Source organism: Priestia sp. YIM B13552 (assembly GCF_042787775.1).
GTDB lineage: Bacteria > Bacillota > Bacilli > Bacillales > Bacillaceae_H > Priestia > Priestia megaterium_E.
In genome coordinates, this window is record NZ_JBHZOU010000001.1 from 387,503 (window position 1) to 413,385 (window position 25,883).

At 38.8% G+C, this 25,883-nt stretch carries 27 protein-coding genes; 8 read left to right on the top strand and 19 right to left on the bottom strand.

Going from position 1 to position 25,883, the window contains the following annotated elements; all coding sequences use genetic code 11:
* Positions 1–8: 8 nt before the first annotated feature.
* Positions 9–338 carry a nucleotide pyrophosphohydrolase gene (locus ACFX40_RS01960; protein WP_013056090.1) on the bottom strand — a complete coding sequence of 110 codons (330 nt, stop codon included), beginning with the start codon at positions 336–338 and terminating at the stop codon, positions 9–11.
* 312 nt (positions 339–650) lie between these two features.
* Between ACFX40_RS01960 and ACFX40_RS01965 the strand changes: the two genes are divergently transcribed.
* Positions 651–1,517: a YitT family protein gene (locus ACFX40_RS01965; RefSeq protein WP_263034398.1), complete on the top strand. Its 867-nt coding sequence runs from the start codon at positions 651–653 to the stop codon at positions 1,515–1,517.
* 29 nt (positions 1,518–1,546) lie between these two features.
* Here the strand turns inward: ACFX40_RS01965 and ACFX40_RS01970 are convergent, their stop codons facing one another.
* The 4 genes from ACFX40_RS01970 to ACFX40_RS01985 all read right to left on the bottom strand — a co-directional run bounded on the left by ACFX40_RS01970 (position 1,547) and on the right by ACFX40_RS01985 (position 4,776).
* Positions 1,547–2,224 (bottom strand): zinc metallopeptidase, encoded by a 678-nt coding sequence (locus ACFX40_RS01970; RefSeq protein ID WP_013056088.1) that lies wholly within the window; start codon positions 2,222–2,224, stop codon positions 1,547–1,549.
* A gap of 64 nt (positions 2,225–2,288) precedes the next feature.
* The gene (locus ACFX40_RS01975) at positions 2,289–3,065 is read right to left on the bottom strand and encodes a sporulation protein YpjB (RefSeq protein ID WP_377253969.1); all 777 of its coding nucleotides are present in this window, start codon (positions 3,063–3,065) and stop codon (positions 2,289–2,291) included.
* Positions 3,066–3,149: 84 nt separating this feature from the next.
* On the bottom strand, positions 3,150–4,166 hold the full coding sequence (locus ACFX40_RS01980) for a CAP domain-containing protein (protein ID WP_263034399.1): 1,017 nt from the start codon (positions 4,164–4,166) through the stop codon (positions 3,150–3,152).
* Positions 4,167–4,356: 190 nt separating this feature from the next.
* Complete coding sequence (locus ACFX40_RS01985) at positions 4,357–4,776, bottom strand: CBS domain-containing protein (RefSeq protein WP_013056085.1); 420 nt, start codon at positions 4,774–4,776, stop codon at positions 4,357–4,359.
* A 185-nt stretch (positions 4,777–4,961) separates the two neighbouring features.
* On the opposite strand from ACFX40_RS01985, the gene ACFX40_RS01990 reads away from it, so the two are divergent.
* Entirely contained in the window at positions 4,962–5,321 is a 360-nt protein-coding gene (locus tag ACFX40_RS01990; RefSeq protein WP_013056084.1) for a YugN family protein, read from the top strand.
* Positions 5,322–5,357: 36 nt separating this feature from the next.
* Here the strand turns inward: ACFX40_RS01990 and ctaG are convergent, their stop codons facing one another.
* The 6 genes from ctaG to cyoE form a co-directional block, all read right to left on the bottom strand.
* Positions 5,358–6,296: a cytochrome c oxidase assembly factor CtaG gene (ctaG, locus tag ACFX40_RS01995; protein ID WP_028407957.1), complete on the bottom strand. Its 939-nt coding sequence runs from the start codon at positions 6,294–6,296 to the stop codon at positions 5,358–5,360.
* 57 nt (positions 6,297–6,353) lie between these two features.
* Complete coding sequence (ctaF, locus tag ACFX40_RS02000; protein ID WP_028407956.1) at positions 6,354–6,686, bottom strand: cytochrome c oxidase subunit IVB; 333 nt, start codon at positions 6,684–6,686, stop codon at positions 6,354–6,356.
* 4 nt (positions 6,687–6,690) lie between these two features.
* Positions 6,691–7,311, bottom strand: coding sequence for a cytochrome c oxidase subunit III (gene ctaE, locus ACFX40_RS02005; RefSeq protein ID WP_013056081.1), 621 nt, complete (start codon positions 7,309–7,311; stop codon positions 6,691–6,693).
* Positions 7,311–9,176 carry a cytochrome c oxidase subunit I gene (gene ctaD / locus ACFX40_RS02010; protein ID WP_013082312.1) on the bottom strand — a complete coding sequence of 622 codons (1,866 nt, stop codon included), beginning with the start codon at positions 9,174–9,176 and terminating at the stop codon, positions 7,311–7,313. The genes ctaE and ctaD overlap by 1 nt, the downstream gene beginning before the upstream one ends.
* A 34-nt stretch (positions 9,177–9,210) precedes the next feature.
* Complete coding sequence (gene coxB, locus ACFX40_RS02015; protein ID WP_028407955.1) at positions 9,211–10,266, bottom strand: cytochrome c oxidase subunit II; 1,056 nt, start codon at positions 10,264–10,266, stop codon at positions 9,211–9,213.
* 137 nt (positions 10,267–10,403) lie between these two features.
* On the bottom strand, positions 10,404–11,342 hold the full coding sequence (gene cyoE / locus ACFX40_RS02020; RefSeq protein ID WP_060745783.1) for a heme o synthase: 939 nt from the start codon (positions 11,340–11,342) through the stop codon (positions 10,404–10,406).
* 504 nt (positions 11,343–11,846) lie between these two features.
* Between cyoE and ACFX40_RS02025 the strand changes: the two genes are divergently transcribed.
* Entirely contained in the window at positions 11,847–12,749 is a 903-nt protein-coding gene (locus ACFX40_RS02025; protein ID WP_263034400.1) for a COX15/CtaA family protein, read from the top strand.
* 39 nt (positions 12,750–12,788) lie between these two features.
* Here ACFX40_RS02025 and pyc read toward each other — a convergent pair whose 3' ends face one another.
* The 3 genes from pyc to ACFX40_RS02040 form a co-directional block, all read right to left on the bottom strand.
* Positions 12,789–16,238: a pyruvate carboxylase gene (gene pyc, locus ACFX40_RS02030; RefSeq protein WP_377253971.1), complete on the bottom strand. Its 3,450-nt coding sequence runs from the start codon at positions 16,236–16,238 to the stop codon at positions 12,789–12,791.
* Positions 16,239–16,371: 133 nt separating this feature from the next.
* Positions 16,372–17,562 (bottom strand): FtsW/RodA/SpoVE family cell cycle protein, encoded by a 1,191-nt coding sequence (locus ACFX40_RS02035; RefSeq protein WP_028407951.1) that lies wholly within the window; start codon positions 17,560–17,562, stop codon positions 16,372–16,374.
* A gap of 143 nt (positions 17,563–17,705) precedes the next feature.
* Positions 17,706–17,972: an Fpa/YlaN family protein gene (locus tag ACFX40_RS02040; protein WP_370506486.1), complete on the bottom strand. Its 267-nt coding sequence runs from the start codon at positions 17,970–17,972 to the stop codon at positions 17,706–17,708.
* A gap of 284 nt (positions 17,973–18,256) precedes the next feature.
* Between ACFX40_RS02040 and ACFX40_RS02045 the strand changes: the two genes are divergently transcribed.
* The gene (locus ACFX40_RS02045; protein ID WP_028407950.1) at positions 18,257–18,754 is read left to right on the top strand and encodes a hypothetical protein; all 498 of its coding nucleotides are present in this window, start codon (positions 18,257–18,259) and stop codon (positions 18,752–18,754) included.
* Between the two features lie 37 nt (positions 18,755–18,791).
* Here the strand turns inward: ACFX40_RS02045 and ACFX40_RS02050 are convergent, their stop codons facing one another.
* A complete protein-coding gene (locus ACFX40_RS02050; protein ID WP_013056072.1) occupies positions 18,792–20,120 on the bottom strand; it encodes a PhoH family protein in 1,329 nt (442 codons plus the stop codon).
* 216 nt (positions 20,121–20,336) lie between these two features.
* Between ACFX40_RS02050 and ACFX40_RS02055 the strand changes: the two genes are divergently transcribed.
* Positions 20,337–20,936: a YhcN/YlaJ family sporulation lipoprotein gene (locus ACFX40_RS02055; protein ID WP_013056071.1), complete on the top strand. Its 600-nt coding sequence runs from the start codon at positions 20,337–20,339 to the stop codon at positions 20,934–20,936.
* Between the two features lie 26 nt (positions 20,937–20,962).
* Here the strand turns inward: ACFX40_RS02055 and ACFX40_RS02060 are convergent, their stop codons facing one another.
* Positions 20,963–21,418, bottom strand: coding sequence for a pyridoxamine 5'-phosphate oxidase family protein (locus tag ACFX40_RS02060; RefSeq protein WP_028407949.1), 456 nt, complete (start codon positions 21,416–21,418; stop codon positions 20,963–20,965).
* Positions 21,419–21,603: 185 nt separating this feature from the next.
* On the opposite strand from ACFX40_RS02060, the gene ACFX40_RS02065 reads away from it, so the two are divergent.
* A complete protein-coding gene (locus ACFX40_RS02065; protein ID WP_013056069.1) occupies positions 21,604–21,804 on the top strand; it encodes a YlaI family protein in 201 nt (66 codons plus the stop codon).
* A 1-nt stretch (position 21,805) separates the two neighbouring features.
* Positions 21,806–22,240, top strand: coding sequence for a hypothetical protein (locus tag ACFX40_RS02070; RefSeq protein ID WP_028407948.1), 435 nt, complete (start codon positions 21,806–21,808; stop codon positions 22,238–22,240).
* A gap of 24 nt (positions 22,241–22,264) precedes the next feature.
* On the opposite strand, the gene ACFX40_RS02075 is transcribed toward ACFX40_RS02070, so the two are convergent.
* Both ACFX40_RS02075 and typA read right to left on the bottom strand, forming a co-directional pair.
* Positions 22,265–22,582, bottom strand: coding sequence for a YlaH-like family protein (locus ACFX40_RS02075; protein WP_013056067.1), 318 nt, complete (start codon positions 22,580–22,582; stop codon positions 22,265–22,267).
* 160 nt (positions 22,583–22,742) lie between these two features.
* Positions 22,743–24,581 carry a translational GTPase TypA gene (gene typA, locus ACFX40_RS02080; RefSeq protein WP_377253973.1) on the bottom strand — a complete coding sequence of 613 codons (1,839 nt, stop codon included), beginning with the start codon at positions 24,579–24,581 and terminating at the stop codon, positions 22,743–22,745.
* Positions 24,582–24,694: 113 nt separating this feature from the next.
* Here typA and ACFX40_RS02085 point away from each other — a divergent pair, with 113 nt between their 5' ends.
* Positions 24,695–24,880 carry a YlaF family protein gene (locus ACFX40_RS02085; RefSeq protein WP_016763441.1) on the top strand — a complete coding sequence of 62 codons (186 nt, stop codon included), beginning with the start codon at positions 24,695–24,697 and terminating at the stop codon, positions 24,878–24,880.
* A 108-nt stretch (positions 24,881–24,988) separates the two neighbouring features.
* Here the strand turns inward: ACFX40_RS02085 and ACFX40_RS02090 are convergent, their stop codons facing one another.
* Positions 24,989–25,795 carry an inositol monophosphatase family protein gene (locus tag ACFX40_RS02090; RefSeq protein ID WP_016763440.1) on the bottom strand — a complete coding sequence of 269 codons (807 nt, stop codon included), beginning with the start codon at positions 25,793–25,795 and terminating at the stop codon, positions 24,989–24,991.
* Positions 25,796–25,883 lie beyond the last annotated feature (88 nt).

The window sequence follows — 25,883 nt, forward strand, 5'->3', positions numbered from 1 at the left end:
TTCTCTCCTTAGTCTTCTTTTTTCGTCCAGCGATCTTTGTCACGCGTATTAAATTTATTCATAACGCGATCATGCGCTTCTTGTAAATCAATATTTAATGAATTTGCAAAGCAAATTAATACAAATAAAATGTCGCCCATTTCTTCTTCGACCGTACGTTCTGCTTCAGTCGTTTTCTTCGGCTTTTCACCATAATAGTGGTTAATTTCGCGCGATAATTCGCCCACTTCTTCCGACATTCGCGCAAGCATAGCAAGAGGACTAAAATATCCTTCTTTAAATTGGCTAATATATGCATCAACTTCTTGCTGCATTTGCTCCATCGTTTTTTTTGACATCTTTTTATTTCACCTCTTTTAGAAGTACACTCAGCTTACTATTATAACATCTTTACTTCAAATTATTTAGTGTAATTACTTCTTCTTACCAAGCCTTTGTCAGATGCTCTTTCACAATATTCCTCACGTTTCCCTTAATTCTCAAAAATCTGTCTATATTTTACGAATTGAGGATACTACTAATACATAGCACTAGAAGAAACATCATCACTTTTTACTATTTTCAAAAATCTTTTCGATAGTTATTTACGAAATGAAATATATTCCTTTATGATAAGGTAGTGCAAAAACGGTCATAGGAGGTTTGTAAGTATGAAAGGTCTCAGATTTAAAAATATTATTTTTATAATGCTTGGTGCTGCCATATTTGCGTTTGGACTTGTTAATTTTAACATGCAAAACAATTTAGCTGAAGGTGGATTCACAGGCATTACCCTGCTTTTATTTTTCTTATTTAACATTGATCCCTCTTATTCTAACTTAGTGTTAAATATTCCTTTGTTTTTTGTAGGGTGGAAACTATTAGGGAGAACAGCATTTATTTATACCATGCTCGGAGTCGTCAGCTTATCGCTATTTTTATGGATATTCCAGCGCTTCCCGGTGAATATGCCCCTGCGTCATGATATGACTCTAGCAGCTCTTTTTGCCGGTGTTTTTATTGGAGTGGGCCTTGGCATTATTTTCAGGTTTGGAGGAACAACTGGAGGAGTCGATATCATCGCACGTGTTGTTCAAAAATATATCGGGTGGAATATGGGGAAAACGATGTTTCTTTTTGACTTTATTGTGATTAGTGCATCTCTCATTTATTTATCCTACCGAGAAGCTATGTACACACTTGTTGCAGTCTTTGTCGCTGCACGGGTTATTGACTTTATGCAAGACGGCGCGTATGCCGCTAAAGGAGCAACGATCATTTCAAATCATAACGAAGCCATATCGGATAAAATTATGAAAGAAATGGATCGAGGCGTGACGATTTTAAAAGGCCAAGGTTCTTTTTCTAAGCAAGATACTAACGTGCTATACTGCGTGGTTAGTAAAAATGAAATTTTCCGTTTAAAGCAAGTTATTACTTCTGTAGATCCACACGCATTCGTTGCAGTTACGGATGTTCATGATGTCTTAGGCGAAGGCTTTACCCTTGATGAAAATAAAAAACCGCTTGAAAGATAAAAAAATACCGCTAATGCGGTATTTTTTTATTAGTCGTCGTTATTCATTCCTGTATAAATCATGATTAAACGAACCAACTCAAGAACTGCTACTGCTGCAGCTGCTACGTATGTTAAAGCCGCTGCGTTAAGCACTTTGCGCGTCTCGCGCTCTTCGTCATTTCGAATCGCTCCGACTGAGACGATTTGCGTCATCGCTCGGCTTGAAGCGTTAAATTCAACAGGCAGTGTTACAACTTGGAATACGACCGCTGCTGCCATGAAGATAATACCTAACAATAGCAACGGCTTAATCGACGCGATAATTCCAATCATAATTAAAATCCAAGAAGCGTTTGATCCAAGGCTTGCCACCGGCACAAGCGAGTGGCGAAGACGTAAAAACGAATAGTTTTCTTTGTCTTGAATCGCGTGTCCCACTTCGTGAGCCGCAACGGCAGCGCCTGCGACAGACGTTCCGTAATAGTTGTCTTCTGACAAACGAATGACTTTTGAACGAGGATCATAGTGATCTGATAAAAATCCGCCTACAGGCTCTACGTGAACGTTGTACAACCCGTTTTCATCCAAAATTTTTCTTGCTACTTCTGCGCCTGTCATTCCTGATGAGTTGCTTACTTGTGAATATTTTTTGTAAGCACTTCTCACCTTAAACTGTGCCCAAATTGGCACAAGGATAATAATGAGAAAATAAATCAAAAAGCTCATTTACCCACACCTTTCATTATGTGTTTGACTACTCTTTTATTTTAGACAATTCTGCGCTTTTACGTCAATCATTACGCCCTCTAGCTGACTTTCTTTTCTGATCAGCGAAATATTTTCGCGCTCCTACATAAAAAAGTGTAGCAATAATAATACTTCCGGTGGTAATTGTAACCCAAATAAAAGACGGGTCTGTACGATTTTCTTTTACTTGTTCAAAAAAATCTTTCAAGTTTTGTTCCATTTGGTTAAACTGCTCATCGTTAATCTCACTTAGCGTTCCTTCAGTTTGTAAAAAGTGAACGTCCGCGCTCACACGCTGTACGTAGGGAAACGACACGTCTACCTGCGCGCTCGGTAAGATCATATCATATTCCTTCAAAAATTGCTTAAGCTGCGCTTCATAAGCCGCTTGTTCTCCTTTTACCGCTTCATTTCGCATCTCTTTAAATGTTGCTAGCATACTGCCTTCAAGCTCAGTCCACATAGGCTGATGCTTGCTGTGCAGCGCATCGACTAATAATCGAAATTGAGTAGCTTTTTGAAGACGTTCTTCATCACTGGAATCAGAAGATAAAAGAGACCTTTCTACCTGTTCATAACAAAGAGTTAAAATACGTATATCTTCGGCCGATACGCCCAAAGAAGCTGTATTGAGACTGGTAAATTCATTCGAAAAGTTTCTGAACAAATGTTGGGCTGCTTTATACTCCTTTTGCTCTACAAGCGATAGCGTTTGATCAGATAAGTTATCAAGCTTTTCCCACTGCCCTTCAGCTGCATGTACAGTAGTCGTATATGCAAAGAAAAGTACGAGCAATATTCCTACTATTCTTCCTTTCATTCTCGTCCCTCCTCTAACCTCTACTAAAACTTATGAGAAAGAGGACAAGAGTAGACCTATTTTCAAAAGGAAGTTTTAAACTTACTATTCATTCATGGGAGTGATAAAGTTTTGCGTATAATATTTCTCATATACACCTACACCAAGACGCGTAAACTCTTTATTGAGTAAAGCCTTACGATGTCCCTCACTATTAAGCCACCCTTCAACAGCAGCGATTCCATCCTGATAATTCGAGGCAATATTTTCGCCCGCGATACGGTATACTACATCACCTTTTTGCAGACGGTTGCCTAAATCACCTTGTGCTGGTGAAACGTGAGAGAAATAGTTTAAGTCGCTCATTTCTTTGCTGTGTAAATAAGCTACTCCGGCAGTGGCTTCGTCCCAAGCTAAAGGTGACAGCTGAAACCGGTCTCGAATTACATTTGTAATATCGATAATTTGCTGCTCTTCTCCTTCTTGGACACTTTGCCACTCCTCCGATGTCAATGACGGAGCTGTGGGAAGCTCGCCGCGATAAACAATTTCGTATGGACGCTGTTTTAATAGCGTGTCCATGTCCATAATTCGAATACTTGAGATTGTATTAAGGAACTGATCAAAATATAGTTGGACGTATACATCTCCATATTTAATAATGGGACGCATTTTCATATCCTCTTCACTCAGACGAAATCGGTATTCATTTCCGTCTTTTTGAAGCGTGAGTTCGGATGAAAGTGAAACTCTTTTTTCTACTTCCTCTCGCTTCTCACCAATCTCAAAAGGATCTGTATTTGTTTTTGAGCCAATGACGTATACAGATACGACTTGATTATTTTCTACTCCTACCTGCGCATACGTTTGACGATTCTTTTTGTAAATCCACCAGTCATAGCCATATGCAGAAGAATCAATACGATCCGGCTCTCCAAGCATTCCAATTAACTGTTCTGAATGATCTCCAATGAGTCTCATCATATTTTCACTTTGTTTTTCATAAGAAGCCACTTCTTGTGTGGGCTGACTTTTGGAATCCGTTTGGTTTTGCTCAATATTTTGACCCGTTAGATATTTTTCTAGCTGAGGTAAATAATCCTCCGCGTATACAAATGCCACTATTAATACGAGAATAAAAATAACTTTTTTCAGCTTTTCTTCCTCTCCTTACACCTGTTTTCTTTACCTGTTTAACTTATTTTTATCTCTATTATACATGCATTCAAAAAAAAATAGCTATCGGTATGAAGGAAACAAAAGAAAAAGCCAACTATTTACGAGTATACTGCAAACAGTTGACTTTCGCTTTTTAATGCGTTTGTTGTGAAATGTCTGAGAGCGCTTCTCCTGCACGTTCATTTGCATAGCGAAACGTTGATAAATCACCTAGCGATACAATCCCTACTAGCTTTTGATTTTCCACAACGGGAAGACGACGGATTTGATGTTGAGCCATAAGCTTAGAAGCTTCTTCTACAGAGGCTTCCGCTGTAATAGTTATAAGCTCTTCACTCATAACATCCGTTACTTTACTTGAATTCGGCTTCTTTTCTGCAATGCCTTTTATAACTAAGTCTCGATCTGTAATCATTCCTACTAGCTGATCTCTATCGACAATTGGAATTGCTCCTACATTCCATTCCTTCATTTTCACTGCTACTTCATATACGTTATCAAGCGTGGTGCATGTTTCCGTATCAGCTGTCATTACCTCTTGTACAGTTTTCATTGTTTTATCCTCCTTTACATCGTGTGCTCGTTTTATAGTGTGACCAACTTTTTAGTAAACTTTCGTATTTAAAACGTTTAAATAAAAATAGATAACGTTTACATTTTTCTTTATTAGATATTGCAAGTTTTATCCATTCGGCTTATGATTTAATTGGGGTATATCTGTTTTGGGAGGGAGTTCATATGAAATTTGAATATGCAAAATTTGATTCATTAAAGGTTGATTTAGATTTATTAGATGAGATTATGCATCAATTTGGTCTGGTCCGCGCCGGACAATGGGATTATGAACGCGTCACGTACGATCGAAAATTCGAGTTTCAGCGAGATACCTTCTATTTGCGAGTCCAAGGACATGCTATTTCAGGCGACGTAGGGGGCAGGCATGCTGTTATTCATCTTATGACACCTCTACTAGGCAAACATTATTATCCTCACGGTGTAGAATATGGAGACGGCGAATATTTTCCGCCATCCCTTGTAGAACAGTGTGAAAAGATATTAACACAAATCAAATCACAGCTTGAAACCGTTCAGCTATAGAATTAGAAAAAGCGCAGTAATTACACTGCGCTTTTTTTAATTCAAAGGAGGAGTAGATGGAATCTCCTTTGCTTTTATATCTTGACGTTCACTAAAATCAGGCATGTACGTATCTTTCTCTCGCTCTTTTCGAGCCCACTGAAAAAAAATAAAGCCTAAAACCGTTCCATACACAATTTCTTGAATGATCTTCATAATAACGCCGCCTAGCTGCTGATCTTCCACGGGCGGCAGCGTATTAAACATCTCGGGAGCAAGCTGTCCTAAACTTGCAATCATAGAAGGCGGTACACAAAGGGAAAGAGCTTGTACCCAAGCGCTTGAGTCTGTATACGTTGCATATAAAGAATGATTTGCAAAAATAATTAACGCGCACGCTGGAGTAAGGAGTACGCCATCTGCAAAAATATAGCCAAGCTTTTTTAAAGAACTTAGCGTTTGTTCTTCTTCTAGCTGATTAACGAGTGGCCACCACATGCAAAATGCAGCGATAAATAATACAACACTCACAATTCCGTGGAGCATCATATCCGTTTTAATAAAATCAAAAAGCAGCGGAATATGATACAAAGAAAATAACCCATTGAATAACAGTAGCGCAATTAAGGGCTTTGTAAAGAATTTAAAAATAGGTTTAACCCCTCTTACATAAATAACAGAACGAGCTAACCACGGCGGAATTCCTAAAATAAAAAGCGGAGGAATCACCAAGTAAACGATTGCCATTTGCGTCATATGAGCACTAAACATAAAGTGCCCCAGTAAATCTACAGGTCCTCCTTTACATATATATAAAAGAACCATGCTAATAACAAAATACGCTTTTGTTTTTCTGTTTACGGCCACCGCTCCTATAAAATTCTCTCTCCATCTCCCAACGATGAAAAAATACAATACGGTCACCAGACAAATGGTTAAAAAATAATAAGGACTCCAAAGTGCTTCAAAACCAAACATCTGCAAATTGTTAATCAACGTCTATTCCTCCTTCTACAGATGATGAAAAGGACTGGCGCATGCCAGCCCTTCTCTTTACCACCAAATAATGGTTACAAAAGCTAAAATGGTTAAAAGAGCTACCAATACGCCTGAATACAAGAAAAATGCTGGTATGGTATGTCCTTTGTGGTTCATATGCATGAAATAATAAAGTTGAAAGATGACTTGAACAACGGCCAAGAGCACAATCACCGGCATAATGTACCATCCGCTAAACTCTTGATAAACCGCAAAAAAAGCAATTAGCGTTAGAAATAACATCATCGCAAAAGAAATAACTTGCATCTTCATATCTTCTGCGTTTCTTTTTTTACGATAATCTAAATTGAGCCTTGGGTTATCTGAGTTTGATTGATTTGTCGTCATCAGCTTATCCCACCATTCCCATTAAATATACAACCGTGAAAATAAAGACCCACACAACATCGATAAAGTGCCAGTATAAACTTGCGACATAATATTTAGGAGCGTTATATAAGTTTAACCCCCGCTTCGCATTTCGAATCATCAAAGAACCAATCCAAAGCAATCCGAACGTTACGTGAGCTCCGTGTGTCCCAACCAGCGCGTAGAAAGAAGAACCGAATGCGCTGCTTGTAAACGTATGGCCTTCATGAACATAATGCCTGAACTCATAAATTTCTAGCCCTAAAAACGCTAAACCTAAAAGCCACGTAACGCCTAACCATAGCTGCATCTTTTTAAATTCAAAATTTTTCATATGATACATAGCATATACGCTTGTTAGTGAACTTGTTAATAAAATCATGGTGGCTGCAAAAACAAGCTTAATATCAAACAATTCTTCTGGCTTAGGTCCTGACATCGTTGAATTACGTAAAGCTAAATAAGTAGCAAAAAGTGAAGCAAACAAAACCGTCTCTCCGCCTAAAAAGAGCCAAAAGCCAGTAAATTTATTTTTCCCTTCAAGCGTTGCTTTTTCAGGCGAAGCAGGGAAAGTTTCAGCAGTTAGCTTTTGTTCAGTCTCCATTACATCTTCGCCTCCTTGTCATCATCAACTAAGTCTTCTTTGTGAATATGAAAGCCGTGATCATCAATCCATGAACGGAAGAACATCGATAAAAACATGACGATCATTCCGATAATCCCTACAATATCTCCCCACGCATGATCATTTCGATACAAAAAGCCAATCCCTGCAATAAACATTCCAAGCGATATCATAAATGGAATAAACGACGAGTTTGGCATATGAATATCACCAAGAGGTTCGGCTGGCGTCATTTCTTTATTTCCTGCCATTTTTTCAATCCAATATGCATCTAACCCGCGTACAAGCGGTGTTTGTTTAAAGTTATACTCTGGAGGCGGAGATGAAATAGCCCATTCTAATGTACGTCCGTCTCCCCAAGGGTCTCCTCCTACCTTTTGTCCTTTGGCAGTTGTTTTTATAATATTAACCAGTAAAATGAGCGTAGCAACCGCCATGAAAGCAGCTCCTGATGAACTGATTGCATTCCCAAGGTCGAGACCTTGATTAGGCAAGAACGTCCATACGCGGCGAGGCATCCCCATTAGGCCTAAGAAATGCTGAATAAAGAACGTTAAATGGAAACCAATCAAAAAGAGCCAAAACGTTGCTTTGCTTAACTTTTCATCTAACATCTTCCCAAACATTTTTGGCCACCAGTATGTGACACCTGCTAATATAGCGTATACGACACCGCCTACGATAACGTAATGGAAGTGAGCAACGATAAAATAAGAATCTTGAAATTGATAATCTGCAGGTGCTACAGCTGCCATAACTCCTGTTACTCCCCCGATAACAAATGATGGAATAAAGGCGACAGCATACAGCATTGGAGAAGTAAACTCAATACTTCCTCCCCAAAGCGTAAACAGCCAGTTGAAAATTTTAATTCCAGTTGGAACGGCTATAGCCATCGTAGCGACAGCAAAAATGGCATTTGCAATTGGACCAAGTCCGGTTGTGAACATGTGGTGAGCCCACACCATGAACCCTAAAAATCCGATTAATACGGTAGCAAAAACCATCGACGAGTACCCGAATAATCTCTTTCTTGAAAAAGTAGGTAAAATTTCAGAGAAAACACCAAACGCTGGAAGAATTAAAATATATACTTCCGGATGACCGAATATCCAGAAAAGATGTTCCCAGATAATGGTGTTCCCACCCATTGTGGCGTCAAAAAAGTTTCCCCCGAATAAGCGGTCAAAAATCATTAAAAACAATCCAACCGTTAGTGCTGGAAACGCAAACAAAATAAGAGCTGATGCAACAAACGTCGTCCACGTAAACAGCGGCATACGCATATAAGTCATACCTGGCGCCCTCATGTTAATGATGGTCACGAGAAAGTTGATACCTGAAATCAATGTCCCGGCTCCGGAAATCTGCAAACCTATCGCATAAAAATCAATTCCGTGACCAGGTGATGCAATAGACAGCGAAGCATATGATGTCCAACCTGCATCAGGTGCTCCTCCTAAAAACCAGCTTAGATTTAAAAAGAGTCCCCCAAAGGCAAACAACCAAAAACCTAACAAATTTAAAAATGGAAATGCTACATCTCGAGCTCCAATTTGCAGTGGAACAACTGCATTCATCATGGCAAAAAGAAGCGGCATTGCGGCTAAGAAAATCATTGTTGTTCCATGCATTGTTAAAATTTCGTTATACGTTCCTGCACTGACAAAGTCATTGCTTGGTATAGCCAGCTGAATACGTATAAATAGCGCTTCCACTCCTCCGACTAGAAAAAAGATACCGCCGGCAATTAAATAAAGAATGGCGATTTTCTTATGGTCAACGGTTGTCATAAAGTCCCAAATTGTTCCACCTACACCCTTCTTTTGACTGAGTGTACTCATCGCTAAACCTCCCCTTTTAAAAACGACTGGACGTTTATTTTTCTTTTAAACTCATTAAATAGTCTGCTAGCTCATTCACTTGTTCATCTGTTAAGTCAGGATATGTACCACTCATCTTATTACCCGGCTTAACTTTTTCAGGGTCTTTTAACCATTTTTTGATATTTTCCTTGTTGTGAGGAAGCACTCCAGCTACACGCTCACGTTCAGAAAAACCGGCTAAGTTTGGTGCTTGACGGGCTTGCTCTGGACGATTATCTTTAACGTCAACAGCATGACATCCGATACAGCTTTCATTAAAGACCTCTTGACCAGCTTTTGCGGATGCTGTTTCTACATCAGGCTTTGCTTTTTTCAAATCTTTTGCCCACGTATCAAATTCACCGCTTGATACAGCCCGTACTTTAAAGTCCATAAGAGAATGAGATGGACCGCAAAGCTCAGCACATTTTCCGTAGAAAACCCCGTTAGCTTCCTTCGATTTTTCAGAATCAAACACTAGCCAGAATTTATTATCATTTTCTGTGTTAGCATCGAGCTTTCCTCCAACTGAAGGAATCCAGAATGAGTGCTTGACGTCGGAAGCTTTAATATTAAAGTAGACTTTTTTATCCGTTGGAACAACTAGATCTTGCGATGTAATAATTTTTTGATTAGGATACTCAAATTCCCACCAGTACAAGTTAGCTCGCACATTTACTACGACAGCATCTTTGTCCTTCATTCCTTTTACATCCGCTAGCTTAAATGTTGAGATGACCGTTGGAACAGTCAAAATAATCAGCAGCAAGATAGGAATCACTGTCCATATAATTTCTAACTTTCTGCTCCCCTCTACTTGCTTTGGAATCACATTTTCTTCGCCTTTGCGACGACGAAAGCGCAGAATAACAAATATAAAGATAATGGTGACAACAATAATAACTAAAACCATGATGGCTGTACTAAGCAGCATAAGCGAATATTGTTCTTCAGCTACCTCACCTGCAGGCTTAAGTGTTGACAAAAACGGTTTTCCACAGGCCGATAACACGAATGCAAGCAGCGTAAATAACGACAAAACACGAAAGTTCAATCGCCATTTTTTCATACCATTCCCCAACCTCTCTTTCATTGACGTGATTTCATCTATGCCCTCTTGAGCATAAAACTTATTCCTTCTATAATGAATTCTACATGTAGAAGAAATCCCCCTTGTGCAGTGTCGCATTCAGTGAAAGATTTTATCTAGGCAAAAAGCGTTGCGACAATCATTGAGACAAATAAAATAGTTAAATAGTTTAGTGAGTAGACAAACATCATGCTAGCCCACTTTGTGTCTTCTTGTTTATTGTATTGAGCAAATCCTAAAAATAGCCATCCTATGTTTAAAACAGTGGCCAAAATTAGAAATGGAGTGCCTAATTCGTATAAATAAAGAGGTAATGGCAACAAACAAGCAATCCAAATGAGAATCTGTCGTTTTGTCAGCTCAAACCCGTGTACAACAGGCAACATAGGGATTCCCGCTGCCCGGTATTCTTCACATCTTCGCATAGCAAGAGCTAGAAAATGAGGCGGCTGCCAAATAAACATGATTAGAAATAATACCCAAGCTACTACATGTAAATTGGGATCGATAGCGGCCCATCCAATTAAAGGCGGAACAGCGCCTGATATACTTCCGATTACTGTATTAATTGTGTATAGTCTTTTGGACCACATGGTGTAAAGAACTACATATGTAAGTATTCCTGCTAATCCGATGAGAGCGGCTACGGAAGAAACAACTAGTAGCATAAGCAAGCCGGTTAACGTAAAACCGATTCCAATCCCAAGGACCGTCAAAGGTGCAAAACTCCCTGTCACTGTAGGTCGTCCCTTTGTTCGTTCCATTAGAGGGTCAATGTCACGATCTATGTAATTGTTCAAACTGCATGAACCGGCGATGATAAGTGAAGAACCTATTAAAGTAAAAAATGCTTTATCCAGGTTTTCTAAGAAGTGTTGTTCGTTGAAGAAAAGAGCTAGCCAAAAACCAGTAAAGGTGGTGATGAAATTTGAGTTGACTATTCCAATTTTAATCGTAGCTAAAAAATCTGACCAAACGGAACTATTTTCGCTTACATGAGCTGTGTTAGGCGATGCAGAAAGCGTTGAATCTTCCACCATTTTTGAATCTTCCATGGCGCTTCCTCCTTTACTCATCCACAGACTTTTATCTAGTAAATAAAGAGTCTATCAATGAAGGCGTTTTCAACATAATTTTACAAAAATCTCCTCTTTGTTCACAAAGAAGTCATATTCCTCTCACCAAAGCTACTTAAAAGCTTCACATGTAAACGATAAAATAGTAGAGAAATATCTATTTCTCATGTTTATTAAACCATATTTTGCCGTTACTTTGTGAAGAATTCATGAAAAAAATATGGATTTTTTTTGTCATGAGCTAAATGCATGTCCCTGTCACTTGTTAAAAGATATTTGTGCAAGTAAAATAGTTTTCTGTACGGTACCTTTTACATATCTGCAAAGTCAAACTCATGAACAAACCTTACACTTTCTACCATTATAACAAATTCAATCAAGTTTATGGAGAATAAATGAAATTTATGTTTAATATACAAAAAGATTAGGATAAATTGTTTAGCTCGTTATATTACTTACTTTGCTTTTAGGATGGTGATTATTGTGCGACTTGGATTAAAATTTTTATCCGTTGTGACGAGCATGGCCATGTTACTTATTCTGCTTGGCGGTGCCCTTGTCACGAAAACTGGTTCAGCAGACGGGTGCGGAGATTCTTGGCCTCTGTGTAATGGACAGCTCATTCCCGACCCTTTAACATTTGAAACCGTTGTTGAACTAAGCCACCGCTTAGTTTCTGGCGTGTCGGGCTTTCTTGTGCTCGCTTTATGCGTATGGGCATGGATTTCACTAGGACATATAAAAGAAGTTAGACCTTTAGCGTTTATCTCTTTTTTCTTCCTAGTACTGCAAGCATTAATTGGAGCTGCCGCTGTTATGTGGGGGCAATCAGAGGCAGTGCTTGCTCTTCATTTTGGTATTTCCCTTATTTCGTTTGCTTCTGTGCTGCTGTTAACACTTATTATCTTTGAAGTGGATCAAAAGCTCGACTCAACTAATATACAGCTAGGCTCTAAAATGAAAAAACACATTTACGGGGTTATCTTATACACGTATGCCGTTGTGTACACGGGCGCGCTTGTTCGCCATAAAGAAGCTAGCTTGGCTTGTCCAGACGTTCCATTTTGTTCAAACGGAAACGGTTGGCTACCTGTTGATTTGAATCAGTGGATTCAAATGGGACATCGATTCGCTGCTGTTTTAACGTTTGTATGGATATTAGCTGCCTTTATCCATGCAGTTAAATATTATCGCCATCAAAAAAATATTTTTTACGGATGGTTAGCCGCTCTCGTTCTAGTTATTTTTCAGGCGGTTTCCGGTATGCTTGTTGTTGTCACACGTCTGCAGCTAGAGCTCGCGCTTGCTCATTCTTTAATTATCTCTTTCCTATTCGGTGTATTAAGCTACTTAACCTTACTTGCAACGCGTCATACACATAATTGATCAAAAAAGGTACGAGCTCAGAGCTCGTACCTTTTTTGATTAGCTTTCTAATTCAATTAATAAATCTCCCGGCTGGATGCCATCTCCATTCGACACATGTACTTGTTTAATCACGCCGTCAAATGGTGCTTGCACGGTTGTTTCCATTTTCATTGCTTCTGTGATCATTAAGTGATCACCTTTTGAGACTTTATCGCCTTTTTCTACTACTACTCGAATAACGGTTCCAGGCATTGAAGCGCCGATGTGGGCCGGATTTGCTTGGTCGGCTTTTTGTTTTGCCGTAACGGTTGTTTTGACACTTTCGTCTTTAATCACGACTTCACGAGGCTGACCGTTCAATTCAAAGTATACCGCTCGCGTACCGTCTGCCTGCGGTTCTCCAATGGATACAAGGCGGACAATTAAGGTTTTTCCTTTTTCAATCTCAATTTCAACCTCTTCTCCTAAACGCATGCCGTATAGGAAAGTCGGGGTATCAAGAACAGAAATGTCCCCGTATTGTTCGACTGCTTTGTGATAATCCATAAATACTTTTGGATACAGCGCATAAGCAATGGCATCAAAACTCGTTACTTGACGATTTAAGTCTTTAAACAGCTTTTCTTTCACTGCATCGAAGTCCACATCTTCTAACAGTTCTCCAGGGCGAACTGTAATAGGTTTTCTGCCTTTTAGAATGATGCGCTGAAGCTCTTTAGGGAATCCCCCGTGAGGCTGTCCTAAATACCCTTCAAACAATTCAATAACTGAATCCGGGAAGTCAAGCGTTTCACCGCGCTCAAACAGCGTTTCTTCTGTCAAGTTGTTTTGGACCATAAACAATGCCATATCTCCAACTACTTTTGATGATGGCGTAACTTTTACAATATCACCAAATAACAAATTCACGCGTGAATACATATCTTTTACTTCATCCCAGCGGTTTCCTAAACCAACTGCTTTTGCTTGTTGCTGTAAGTTGCTATATTGACCGCCTGGCATTTCATGCTCGTACACTTCCGTATGAGGAGCGTTCATGCCGCTTTCGAAGTCTTGGTAATATTTTCGCACGTCTTCCCAATAGTACGAAAGCTGTTCTAGATTTTTAATATCCAGATTTGGTCTGCGGTCCGCACCTTCTAATGCGTAATAAAGAGAGTTAGCACTTGGCTGAGACGTTAAGCCTGCCATTGAGCTTACGGCTACGTCTACAATGTCTACGCCTGCTTCAATTGCTTTTGCATACGTGTATACACCGTTTCCGCTTGTATCATGCGTATGAAGGTGGATTGGAATATCAACCGTTTCTTTTAGAGCCGATACTAAATCATAAGCTGCCTGTGGTTTTAAAAGACCCGCCATATCTTTAATACCCAGAATATGTGCTCCAGACTGCTCAAGCTCTTTTGCTAAGTTCTTGTAGTAATCCAAATCATACTTACGGCGCGTCGGATCTAAAATATCACCTGTATAACACATCGCTGCTTCTGCAATCTTTCCTGTTTGACGAACAGAGTCAATTGCAAGAGTCATTCCTTGCACCCAGTTTAAGCTGTCAAAGATACGGAAAACATCAATACCTGCATAAGCTGATTTTTCAACAAATTCCTTAATTACATTATCAGGATAGTTTTTATATCCAACCGCATTTGACGCGCGAAGAAGCATTTGGAAAAGAACGTTTGGCGCTTGTTGACGTAAAGTAAGCAAGCGATCCCACGGATCTTCTTTTAAGAATCGATAAGCAACATCAAACGTTGCTCCCCCCCACATTTCCATAGAAAATAAATCTGGAAGCAAGCGTGCAGTTGGGTTAGCTACTTGTCTTAAGTCGTTTGTACGAATACGCGTTGCTAAAAGAGACTGATGGCCATCACGGAAGGTTGTATCCGTTAATAGTACTTCCTTGCGTTCTTTCACCCAATTTACTAGCCCTTCAGCGCCTTTTTCATCTAAAATCTGCTTTGTTCCGTTTTGAATTGGTTTGCTTATATCCACACTAGGAACGCGCGGTTTCGTAAAGATCGGCTTTTTCTTTTCCGATACACCTGGGAATCCGTTTACCGTAACATTCCCAATGTATGTAAGCATTTTAGTTCCGCGGTCTTTTCGCTTCGGAAAAACAAAAAGTTCAGGCGTTGTGTCAATAAATGATGTATCATAAGCACCTGTTAAGAACTTATCATGCTTCACTACATTTTCAAGAAACGGAATATTTGTTTTAATTCCACGAATACGAAATTCTTTTAAATTCCGCACCATTTTTGATGCGGCTTGATCGAATGTTAATGCCCATGTTGTTACTTTTACTAACAGTGAATCATAATAAGGCGTAATTACAGCACCTTGGAAGCTGTTTCCCGTATCTAAGCGTACGCCAAAACCGCCACCAGAACGATAAGCCATAATCTTACCCGTATCCGGCATAAAATTGTTTAACGGATCTTCTGTCGTTACACGAGATTGAATCGCATATCCATGTACGTGAATTTGATCTTGTGCAGGAATGGATACTTCCTTGCTGTGAAGCGCGTAGCCGTCTGCAATTAAAATTTGCGATTGAACGATATCGATACCTGTAATCATTTCAGTAATTGTGTGCTCTACTTGAACACGTGGATTTACTTCAATAAAATAAAAATCGTTTCCTGATACTAAAAATTCTACTGTACCAGCATTTATGTACTGCACTTTTTCCATCAGCTGCACAGCTGCTTCACAAATGCGGAGACGTAAGTCTTCATCTATAGAAACACTTGGTGCTACTTCTACCACTTTTTGGTGACGACGCTGCACAGAACAGTCGCGTTCATAAAGATGCACAACATTTCCTTGTTCATCACCTAAAATTTGCACTTCAATATGTTTTGGATTTTCAACTAGTTTCTCGACATACACTTCATCATTACCAAAAGCCGCTTTTGCTTCTGATTTGGCACGGTCATAAGATTCACTTAGGCTGTCTGCATCGCGAACGATACGCATGCCTCGACCGCCTCCGCCCAAAGCAGCTTTGATCATTAGAGGATATCCATGCTGATTAGCAAATTCTTTTGCTTCGTCAATTGAATCAATAGGACCATCCGTACCAGGAATAACGGGAATATCTGCTTGAATAGCCTGGTGACGTGCTTTTACTTTATCTCCAAACATATCAAGATGCTTGGATTTTGGACCAATAAAAATAATGCCTTCTTCTTCGCAACGTTTCGCAAATTGGATATTTTCTGACAAAAAACCATAGCCAGGGTGAATAGCATCTACATCATGAGACTTAGCAATGTCGATGATGCCTTCTATATCCAAATAAGCATCAATCGGTTTTTTCTCCGCTCCTACTAAATAGGCTTCATCCGCTTTGTAACGGTGATAAGAACCTGCGTCTTCCTTAGAATAAATCCCAACAGTCCGAATATTCAGTTCAGTACATGCTCGAAATACACGAATCGCAATTTCTCCTCGGTTTGCTACTAATACTTTTTTGATTTTTTTAGTTACAAAACTCATGTTGCTAATCTCCTCTCAATTTCGTATAAACTTCAATATATAGCAAAATTAGATAAAAGAAAAGCAAAAATCAATGGAAAATGATAAAATTCCAATAAATTTTTGCTTTTTTTACACAATTTTTTCACGAAAATCAATCGCTTGTTGTTGATGTATTGTTCGGATGTAGCACAATATTTTCCGTATTTTTCTGTTTTTTATTTTGATAATTTACGAAAAACGAAATATTTACAATAATTCCCATAGATACCATCAGCGTTAGCAGCGAAGACCCCCCGTAACTGATAAACGGAAGCGTGACGCCGGTAATCGGAATGAGTCCCGTAAGCCCTCCAAGGTTAATGCCTGTTTGAATACCTATCATACTGGCTACTCCAATACAAATCATGCTAGCAAACGGATCCTGAGATTTTTTAGCCAGCATTAAAATCCTGAAAATTAAGAAGCCTAAAAGACCCAGCACGAGCATAACTCCAAAGAACCCTAATTCTTCTGCAATAATAGCCATAATGAAATCGGTATGGGGCTCCGGAAGGTAACCATACTTTTGTACACTTTCTCCTAAACCAAGGCCTTTTAAGCCTCCTGTACCTATTGCTAAATATGAATTAACCAGCTGATAACCAGTTCCTTGAGCATTGGCAAATGGATCTGATGCACCGGTAAAACGGCCAATTCGATTGGCAGTAAACTGACCTGTAAAAAACCCAATTGTAATAATTACCGTAAGCAAAATGAGACCTAGTGCTAGCATGCGGAAAAAGGTTTTTTTAGAGATTCCCGAACACAGCATAATGGTAACGGCAATAGCAAAAATAATTGATCCCGTTCCAAGGTCAGGCTGAATAGCTACAAAGCCTAATATTAGAAATACAAGACCCATAGGTCCAAAAAAAGCTTTTTTGATGTTGTCAATATACTCTTGCCTTTTAGACAAAACATACGATAAGTATAAAATGACAACAAGCTTGGCATACTCAGCCGGCTGCATGTTTGCGCCGCCAAGCTGCAGCCAACTTTGGGCATTGTTACTCGTATGCCCCATTACAAACACAAGCAAAAGCAGTACAAAAATGCCCAGAATCGCATAAGGCAGTATTTTAGGATACAGCTTGTAAGGTGTTAGCATTGTTAAAATGAACAATACAAGCGTAAAAGCAAGCCACATTTTTTGTCTGTTGTAAAAGAAATCGCTTGACGTATGATATCTTGTAATACTTACAATCATACTTGAACTGTAAACCATAACTAGTCCAACCGCACAAAGAAGCAGCACTGGAATTACAATTGAATAGTCAAAATGCCTAAATATTTTTTTTACCATAACCCTCTTCCTTTAAAAATGACGTGTTTCTGTTTCGTTTCATCTTTTATGTACAAATTTGAGTAAATTAGGAAATTTCAACCACCTGTAATAAAAAACTCAAACTACGTTTATATATAGTTTGAGTTTCGATCGCGTGATTTTTATTTTTTTGTAAACGCTTCATGCAGTGCAGAAAGTTCACGCTCGAGGCGGTCTAGCAATGTTTTTCCAACACGTTCATCAATTAAACCAAGACGAACTGCAAAATCAATTTCTCTTGATAAACCAAACATTTGTGTATCTAAAACCTCTTCATAAAGAGGACATTGTGGCATTGTTAAGTTATCCATTTGAACTTGAATTAATTGCAAAATCTTATCTGCATCAGCTTTTAACAACGCATACGCTTTTTCACGATGATCTATCATTGTCTCAGGCGTCAAACTCAATCCCTCCGTTCGCGAGCGATTACCTAATCTATCTCTCAATTTTAAAGGCTATGCTCCAAAAAAGCAAGGATAAACATGTCCGTGAGGCTGGCCGTCTTTTTTATACTGTTACTTTCTCAAAACCGTTACCATAGATGTAGGAAATTTCGCACTTTCGTTGACCCTTACATTATATCATACGAGAATCACTCTCAACTAAATTTTTTCATCAAAGTGACAAATAAGTAGAAAGCGCTTATACTTTTAGCAAGGGGGCATTTATAATGAATTCAATTATTATGTTAAAAGGAAAAGTAAAATATACGCTGACACTCGACCCAAGCGTGTGGATTTTCGATGACCGCAAGCTCGATATGGACGTTTTCTTTGAACATCCACCGGAGCAAAAAGACGAGACAGAAGCGTACACAAAGGCTGTTTCCAAGCATTGGGACCGTGAAATTCAAGAGGGAGCCGTCTTTCCTCCTACGTTAAAAACTGAAAAGAAATTCAAAAAACAGGAGCTAGTAAATGGGACATTCGGCATTTTATTTGCACCTTTTCTAGCTAACGCTTCACCTACTGAAGAAGCTACCAACGTTTCATTTAAAACAAAAGACGCGCTGATTTCTTTTTCATTAGAAGAAGCGCAAAAACTAATCTTTGGTTTCAGCCAAGATGGAAAGCCTCTTAGAGAAGATGGGCCTATCTATGTCTATTTGCCTGACGGATCTAACCGAAATAACCCTATTAAATATGTGGAAGAAATCATCGTTACATAATAAAAGAAGCGGGGTTCCAAAAGGAACCCCGCTTCTTTTAAAGAATATCAGCTGCTAATTGTGCCAGTCCTGAGCGCTCTCCTTTGATTAACCGAACGTGGCCCGATACTTTTTGCTCTTTAAACTTTTCGACTACGTACGTTAATCCGTTGTTATACTCATCTAAATAAGGATGATCAATTTGAGCTGGATCTCCCATAAGGACAATTTTACTCTTTTCCCCTACCCTTGTTAAAATTGTTTTAATTTCATGCTTCGTTAAATTTTGCGCTTCATCAATAATAATGAACTGTTCCGGAATGCTTCGGCCTCTTATATACGTCAAGGCTTCCACTTCTATTGAACTGAGCCCCGCTAGAATCGCATCCAGTTCTCCAGGCTTTTTAGTGTTGAATAAGTACTCTAGGTTATCGTAAATTGGCTGCATCCATGGACGAAGCTTCTCCTGCTTTTCTCCTGGCAAGAATCCAATATCTTTCCCTAAAGGAACAATTGGACGAGCTACAAGTAGCTTTTTAAAACATCCTAGATCTTCCGTCTGCATAAGTCCTGAAGCTAAAGCAAGCAGCGTTTTACCCGTACCTGCCTTTCCAATTAACGTGACCAGTTGAACGTCGTCTCTAAGAAGAAGTTCTAAAGCCATAATTTGCTGAACATTTCGAGGTTTGATTCCCCAGATATGATCATATTCAAATAAAAGCTTTTTTACTTTTGTTGTTGTTTGATCGACAATGCCGATTGCTGATCCGGATCCCCCAAATGCATCTTTCATCACTAAGAATTGATTTGCAAAAAAGGAGTGGTTCGCAATTTGAGACGTTAGCAGTTCTCCTTTTTCGTAAAATTGACTCAGCAGTTCTTTTGCAATATAGACTTCCGAAAAGCCTGTATAAATACTATTGAACTCCACTACTCGATCACTTAAAAAATCTTCTGCTCTTAAGCCGATTGCGTCAGCCTTCACACGTACCAACACATCTTTACTCACTAGTATCACTTCACGTCCATCTTCTTTTGTTTCCTCTTCAAGAGATAGATTTTTAGCAACAGCTAAAATTCGATTATCATTTGTTTTTTCCACAAAGATTTCTTGAAGCTGTTGAAAAGAGCGATGATTGAGTTCAATTCGCAAATGGCCCCCATTTTCTAAAGGGATTTTCTCATATAACTTTCCATGTTGTCTCAAGTTATCAATGAGTTTGGATACCTGCCTTGCATTTCGTCCGACTTCATCCATATTTCTTTTTTTCGAATCAACTTCTTCTAGCACAACGGCCGGAATCACTACTTCGTTATCATCAAATGAAAAAATTGAATGCGGATCTTGTAATAAAACATTCGTATCTAATACATAAATTTTTCCCAATAATTCAGCCTCCTACTCCGATTGTTTTTCCTGTAAGGAGTGAAACAAGGCACCCATCCATTTATATACTATGTAACGCACATGTGTGAAGTGACCTTAAATGGACGGACCATTTTCTTTAAATATATGAACACGTGTATAAAGATAGAAGAACTATTAGAAACTAAATACAAATTACTACAAAAAATGAGTCATTCATAAGGAGGAGTCTCCCACATGAACAAATTTTTTCTATCCATTAGCTTATGTTTTATTACACTAACCGGCTGCAACAATAACCAAGCAGACGTTGAAGAAGGGCAAAAAACAGATCGAATTGTACAGGTTAAAAATTCATCTCCTGAACGCTCTCACAAGCGTACTGCTAATGAAATATCAGCTCATTTAGTTGAACTGGCTTCAAGCGTTCCGAATGTAAATGATGCTACTGCCATTGTGCTCGGTAAGTATGCAATCGTAGGCATTGACGTCGGCAAAGATATTGATCGTTCAGAAGTAAGTTCCATCAAATATACAGTTGCCGAAGGTCTGAAAGCTGATCCGTACGGCGCTAATTCTGTTGTTATTGCAGATCCTGATACGGTCGCTCGACTAAAACAAATTGGAAATGAAATTCGCAAAGGTCGTCCGGTTACAGGGTTTTTAGATGAATTAGCAGCCATTGTAAACCGAGTGATGCCTGAATTTGCAGAAGAAATCCGCCGAAATCCTAGCTCAACAGATACAAATAATCAAAAATTAAATAATAAACAAGAGCAAAATTTAAAGAATGAGCAGGAAAAACAATCTAATAATCATCTTCAAAAAAACGAATAAGAAAGTCGCTTAGCGGCAGGCTGCTGCTAAGCTTTTTTTATCGCTTCAATTACTTGCCTATCGAGTTTAGCAGCTGCTACTGGATCATAGGTCTTTTCATATGAAGGGTTTACTGAAATCTTAGAACCATAGAACATGACGTCTCTTACTTCATTAATATCTAGTTCAATTAGCGTCAGCTTTAAAGCTACTCCTTCTAACTTTTCTTGCACTACCTCAGCTATTCCGCTGATTGAGTAGCATGATTCATTAGCAAGAATATTTACCACTGCTTTATTCGTATGTTTAATGTTTTCTACAATCCTCGATTTGACATCTACGGCAAATCGAATTTTTTGTTTAGTCGGAGCTACTAACCACGAAATGGCGCTAACATTTGGACCGTTTGTTTCAAAATCAATAGTTGAAATGGTTGCAAATCTCTCTGTCTGTAGCTCATCGTATAATGCATCTACTAGTTGAGTCTCGACTTCGTTGGCCATTTTCATCCCTCCTACTGTTTATGTACTTACTAGTTACTATCTTCGAGCTAACAAGCAAAATTACCTGCTTCTTTAGGAATGTTTTCCTATCGTTTCTTTTCTACTGAAAGACAGCACCGCAAAAAAACTTTATAAAACAAGAATTTTCGGCTAGAATGATGTATAGAGAAGTTGAGGTGATAGAAATGAGAGTACAATGTGTCATGTGCGATAAAATTGAAACAATTGAGGATGAAACGCTTGTGGCAAAACGACTGCGCAACCGTCCTATCCATACATATATGTGCAATGAATGTTCTGAACGGATTGAAAAACGAACAAAAGAACGCATAGCTACTGGTAACTTTAAACTATATGAGTCGAAAAAGACAGAGGAGGATTGGTAAGGTGCTCCGATTAGGAATAAGTATTGGCATGTTAAGCGGGATTATCCTTGGGTTATGTTTAAAATGGATAGAGTGGCTAACCGGCAAACAAGTTTATACCCTTTTATTAAATGTTGATTTTATTCCTATGATTGGCCCTATTCAATGGCCTGAATGGGTAGAGTTTGTTTTTCATTTACTCATTGCCGCTGCAATTGGGATCGTTTTTGTTTACATAGTAGGTAAATTAAATAATATGTCTATTCGAAAAATCGTATTGTGTTCCTTTTTATTAACACTTCCAACCATTCCTTTGTATTTTCCGTTGACGCTGCTTGCGCTCAAGCCTACGCCTGCGGTGGATGATGCAGTAGCGATTTTTTATTGGACAGCTGGCCATTTAATTTTCGCAGCCGCTCTTGTCTTCGGCTATATCATACTAAAAAGACGCTTGTAGCTACAAGCGTCTTTTTATGTAGTTTTATGAACCCAACGTGGAGTTTTGCTTCTTAGCCTGATACAGCCGTATTTTATAAATAATCAACACAAGCGCTGCAACCACAAGCCCTTCAGCTACAGGTAAAAAAATGCCTAAAAACGTTAAGATCGTACATCCAAAAGCTAAAAACAGATAAATAACCACAGATTTTAAAAGCGGCAGCTTCTTTGCAAACCCGAGTTTGTACACGAGAACAGATAGCCCTAAAATGGTAAAGTATAACAGCCACATTCCTATTTTTGCATGTTCATCTACTTGATACAAAGCTGCAAAAAATGAAAGGTGTTCTTTTACATCCATATTTCTTCCCCCTATTCCTTACTTTACATTATTCGATATAAGCCACCTTTTTCCTTTCCAAACTCCTTCTTTATAAAACGCTTTCAAAAAATAGAAAATTCTGATATAATAGATAAAAAACAAGCCGCTAGCAAATAGAGCTAACGACTTACTTTTTTTATTATTTCGTGTCAGCGTATTTTTTCTTTTTCGCTGCTTTTTCACGTTCATTTTTATCAAGAACTTTTTTACGTAGACGAATAGATTCTGGTGTGATTTCACAATATTCATCTTCGTTTAAATATTCAAGTGATTGCTCTAAAGACATAATACGAGGTTTTTTCATACCTGTTGTTTGATCTTTATTAGCAGAACGCATATTCGTCATTTGCTTCATTTTACAGATGTTAACAACGATATCATTTTCACGAGTGTGTTCTCCTACGATCATACCTTCGTATACTTCTGTACCTGGCTCAACGAAAATTGTACCGCGGTCTTCTACGCCTTGGATTCCATAAGTAGATGATTTACCGCTTTCCATAGAAACAAGCACACCTTGACGGCGACCTCCAACTTGACCTTGCTGCATTTGTTGGTAGCTATCAAATGAATGGTTAATGATACCGAATCCACGAGTTAACGATAAGAACTCAGTTGTATAACCGATTAAACCACGTGCAGGAACCATAAAGATCAGACGAACTTGACCGCTGCCGTTGTTAATCATATCAACCATTTCACCTTTACGAGCACCCATTGATTCCATAATAGAACCCGTATGTTCTTCAGGCACGTCGATTTGCACACGTTCAACTGGCTCACAGCGAACGCCATCAATTTCACGAACGATTACTTCAGGTTTTGATACTTGAATCTCATATCCTTCACGACGCATGTTTTCAATTAAAATAGATAAATGAAGTTCTCCACGTCCTGAAACAACCCATACATCCGGTGAATCAGTATTTTCCACGCGTAAACTTACATCCGTCTCAAGTTCAGACATTAAGCGCTCTTCAATTTTACGAGATGTAACAAATTTACCTTCACGACCAGCAAACGGTGAATTGTTTACTAAGAACGTCATTTGTAAAGTAGGTTCATCAATACGTAAAATTGGCAGTGCATCTTGGTGGTCAAACGGACATACTGTTTCACCTACGTTGATGTCTTCCATTCCTGATACAGCGATCAGGTCTCCTGCTTTTGCTTCTTCGATTTCAACACGCTTTAAGCCTAGGAAACCGAATAATTTTGTTACACGGAATTGTTTTACCGTACCGTCAAGCTTCATTAATGCAACTTGCTGGCCTACTTTCATTGTTCCGCGGAATACGCGGCCTACACCGATACGACCAAGATAGTCATTGTAGTCAAGCATTGCCACTTGGAATTGAAGTGGTTCATCGCTGTTGTCTACTGGTGCTGGAATGTGCTCGATGATTGAGTCAAATAGAGATGACATGTTCTCATCTTGCTTTTCAGGATTCGTGCTAGCTGTTCCGTTGATTGCTGAAGCATAAACAACAGGGAACTCAATTTGTTCCTCGCTTGCACCTAGTTCAATAAATAAGTCAATTACTTCATCAACTACTTCAGTTGGACGAGCAAAGTCACGGTCAATTTTGTTAACAACAACAATCGGCGTTAAGTTTTGCTCTAATGCTTTTTTCAATACAAAGCGAGTTTGAGGCATACATCCTTCGTATGCATCTACTACAAGTAGAACACCGTCTACCATTTTCATAATACGCTCAACTTCTCCACCGAAGTCAGCATGTCCCGGCGTATCCATAATGTTGATACGCGTATCTTTATAATTAATAGCTGTGTTTTTCGCTAAAATTGTAATTCCACGCTCACGCTCAAGGTCATTTGAATCCATCGCACGTTCTTCAACATGCTCATTAGTACGGAATGTTCCGGACTGATGTAATAATTTATCTACTAACGTTGTTTTCCCATGGTCTACATGGGCAATAATGGCAATATTACGTAAATCTTTACGAATGTTCACGCATTTCACTCCTATGCTTGTAATAACTAAGCTATTATATCACACTAACTCTAGAATTGCAGAATGATTTTGTTGTACACTATAAATATCCGTTATAAATGGGAGGAATCAACATGAGAAACATTAAGTGGGTATTTGTTTTATATGCATTTATCGCAACTGCGGCAATTATGTCAATCGGCATATTTATCGGAGAAGGAAGCGCTCTCGGGGTCATTTTAGCTATCGCAGCTTTAATTGTTGTAATGGGCCTTGGCTTTACGACTAAGAAAAAAATGCGAGAAAAAGGGCAGCTGTAATTTTTTTGCGATGATTGAAAGCGTCATGGCCATTTGCAACATCAAAATGGTTCATGACGTTTTTTCATCACAAAATTCTTTGACTACACGTAAGTCTTCACTTCTATTTTATTTATTCCACTTTCCTTCAAGGTACGTACGAAAGATTTCGTCATGTAATGTTGGTTTGCTTACAAATACACTGCTTTTTTCAAGAATCTCTAACGGCTTTCCTTCTAAATCCGTCATAACTCCTCCAACTTCTTCAATCAATACTTTACCGGCAGCAAAGTCCCATGGAGCCAAACGTAAAGTAATGTATCCATCCAAGCGTCCAGCCGCTACGTAAGCAAGCTCAATAGCTGCGGATCCATATGAACGGGTCCCTCTTACTTTACGCACAAGCGGACTTAATACGGAAGGATCAATACGGCGGTTCTCCGTCACCCATGTTGCATTTAGGCTAATAATAGCTTGTTCAACTGGTACAGGTTCAAGTTTCGGCAATTGGATATCATTCATAAACGCGCCCTGTCCTTTTAAAGCATGATACAACTCATTATGAATAACATCATAAATATAACCTGCTTGTCCTACACCATTTTCAAATATACCGATGGAAATAGCAAAATTTCGCTGCTGATGAACAAAGTTCATCGTACCGTCGATTGGATCGATAATCCAAATCGTTCCTTCTTCTGATTCAAGCTCTTCTCCATATCCTTCTTCTCCGAGAATATGATGTTCCGGAAAGGTTTCATTGATTTTTGAGATAAAAAACTGTTCAATTTCTTTATCCATATTTGTTACTAAATCATTTGGATTCGATTTCGTTTGAATGAGAAGTTCTTTACTAAACGACTGTTGAATTTTTTGTCCAGCTTCTTTTAGCCACTCTTTAACGTATGTATCGATTTCTTTCCAGCGTTGCGTCATCTCAATTCCCCCTCAAAAATACGTCTCTTATTTAAGCTTAAAAAAACCTCTGCAAGATGTCAATTAACAGAGCACGTGGGAGAAGAAC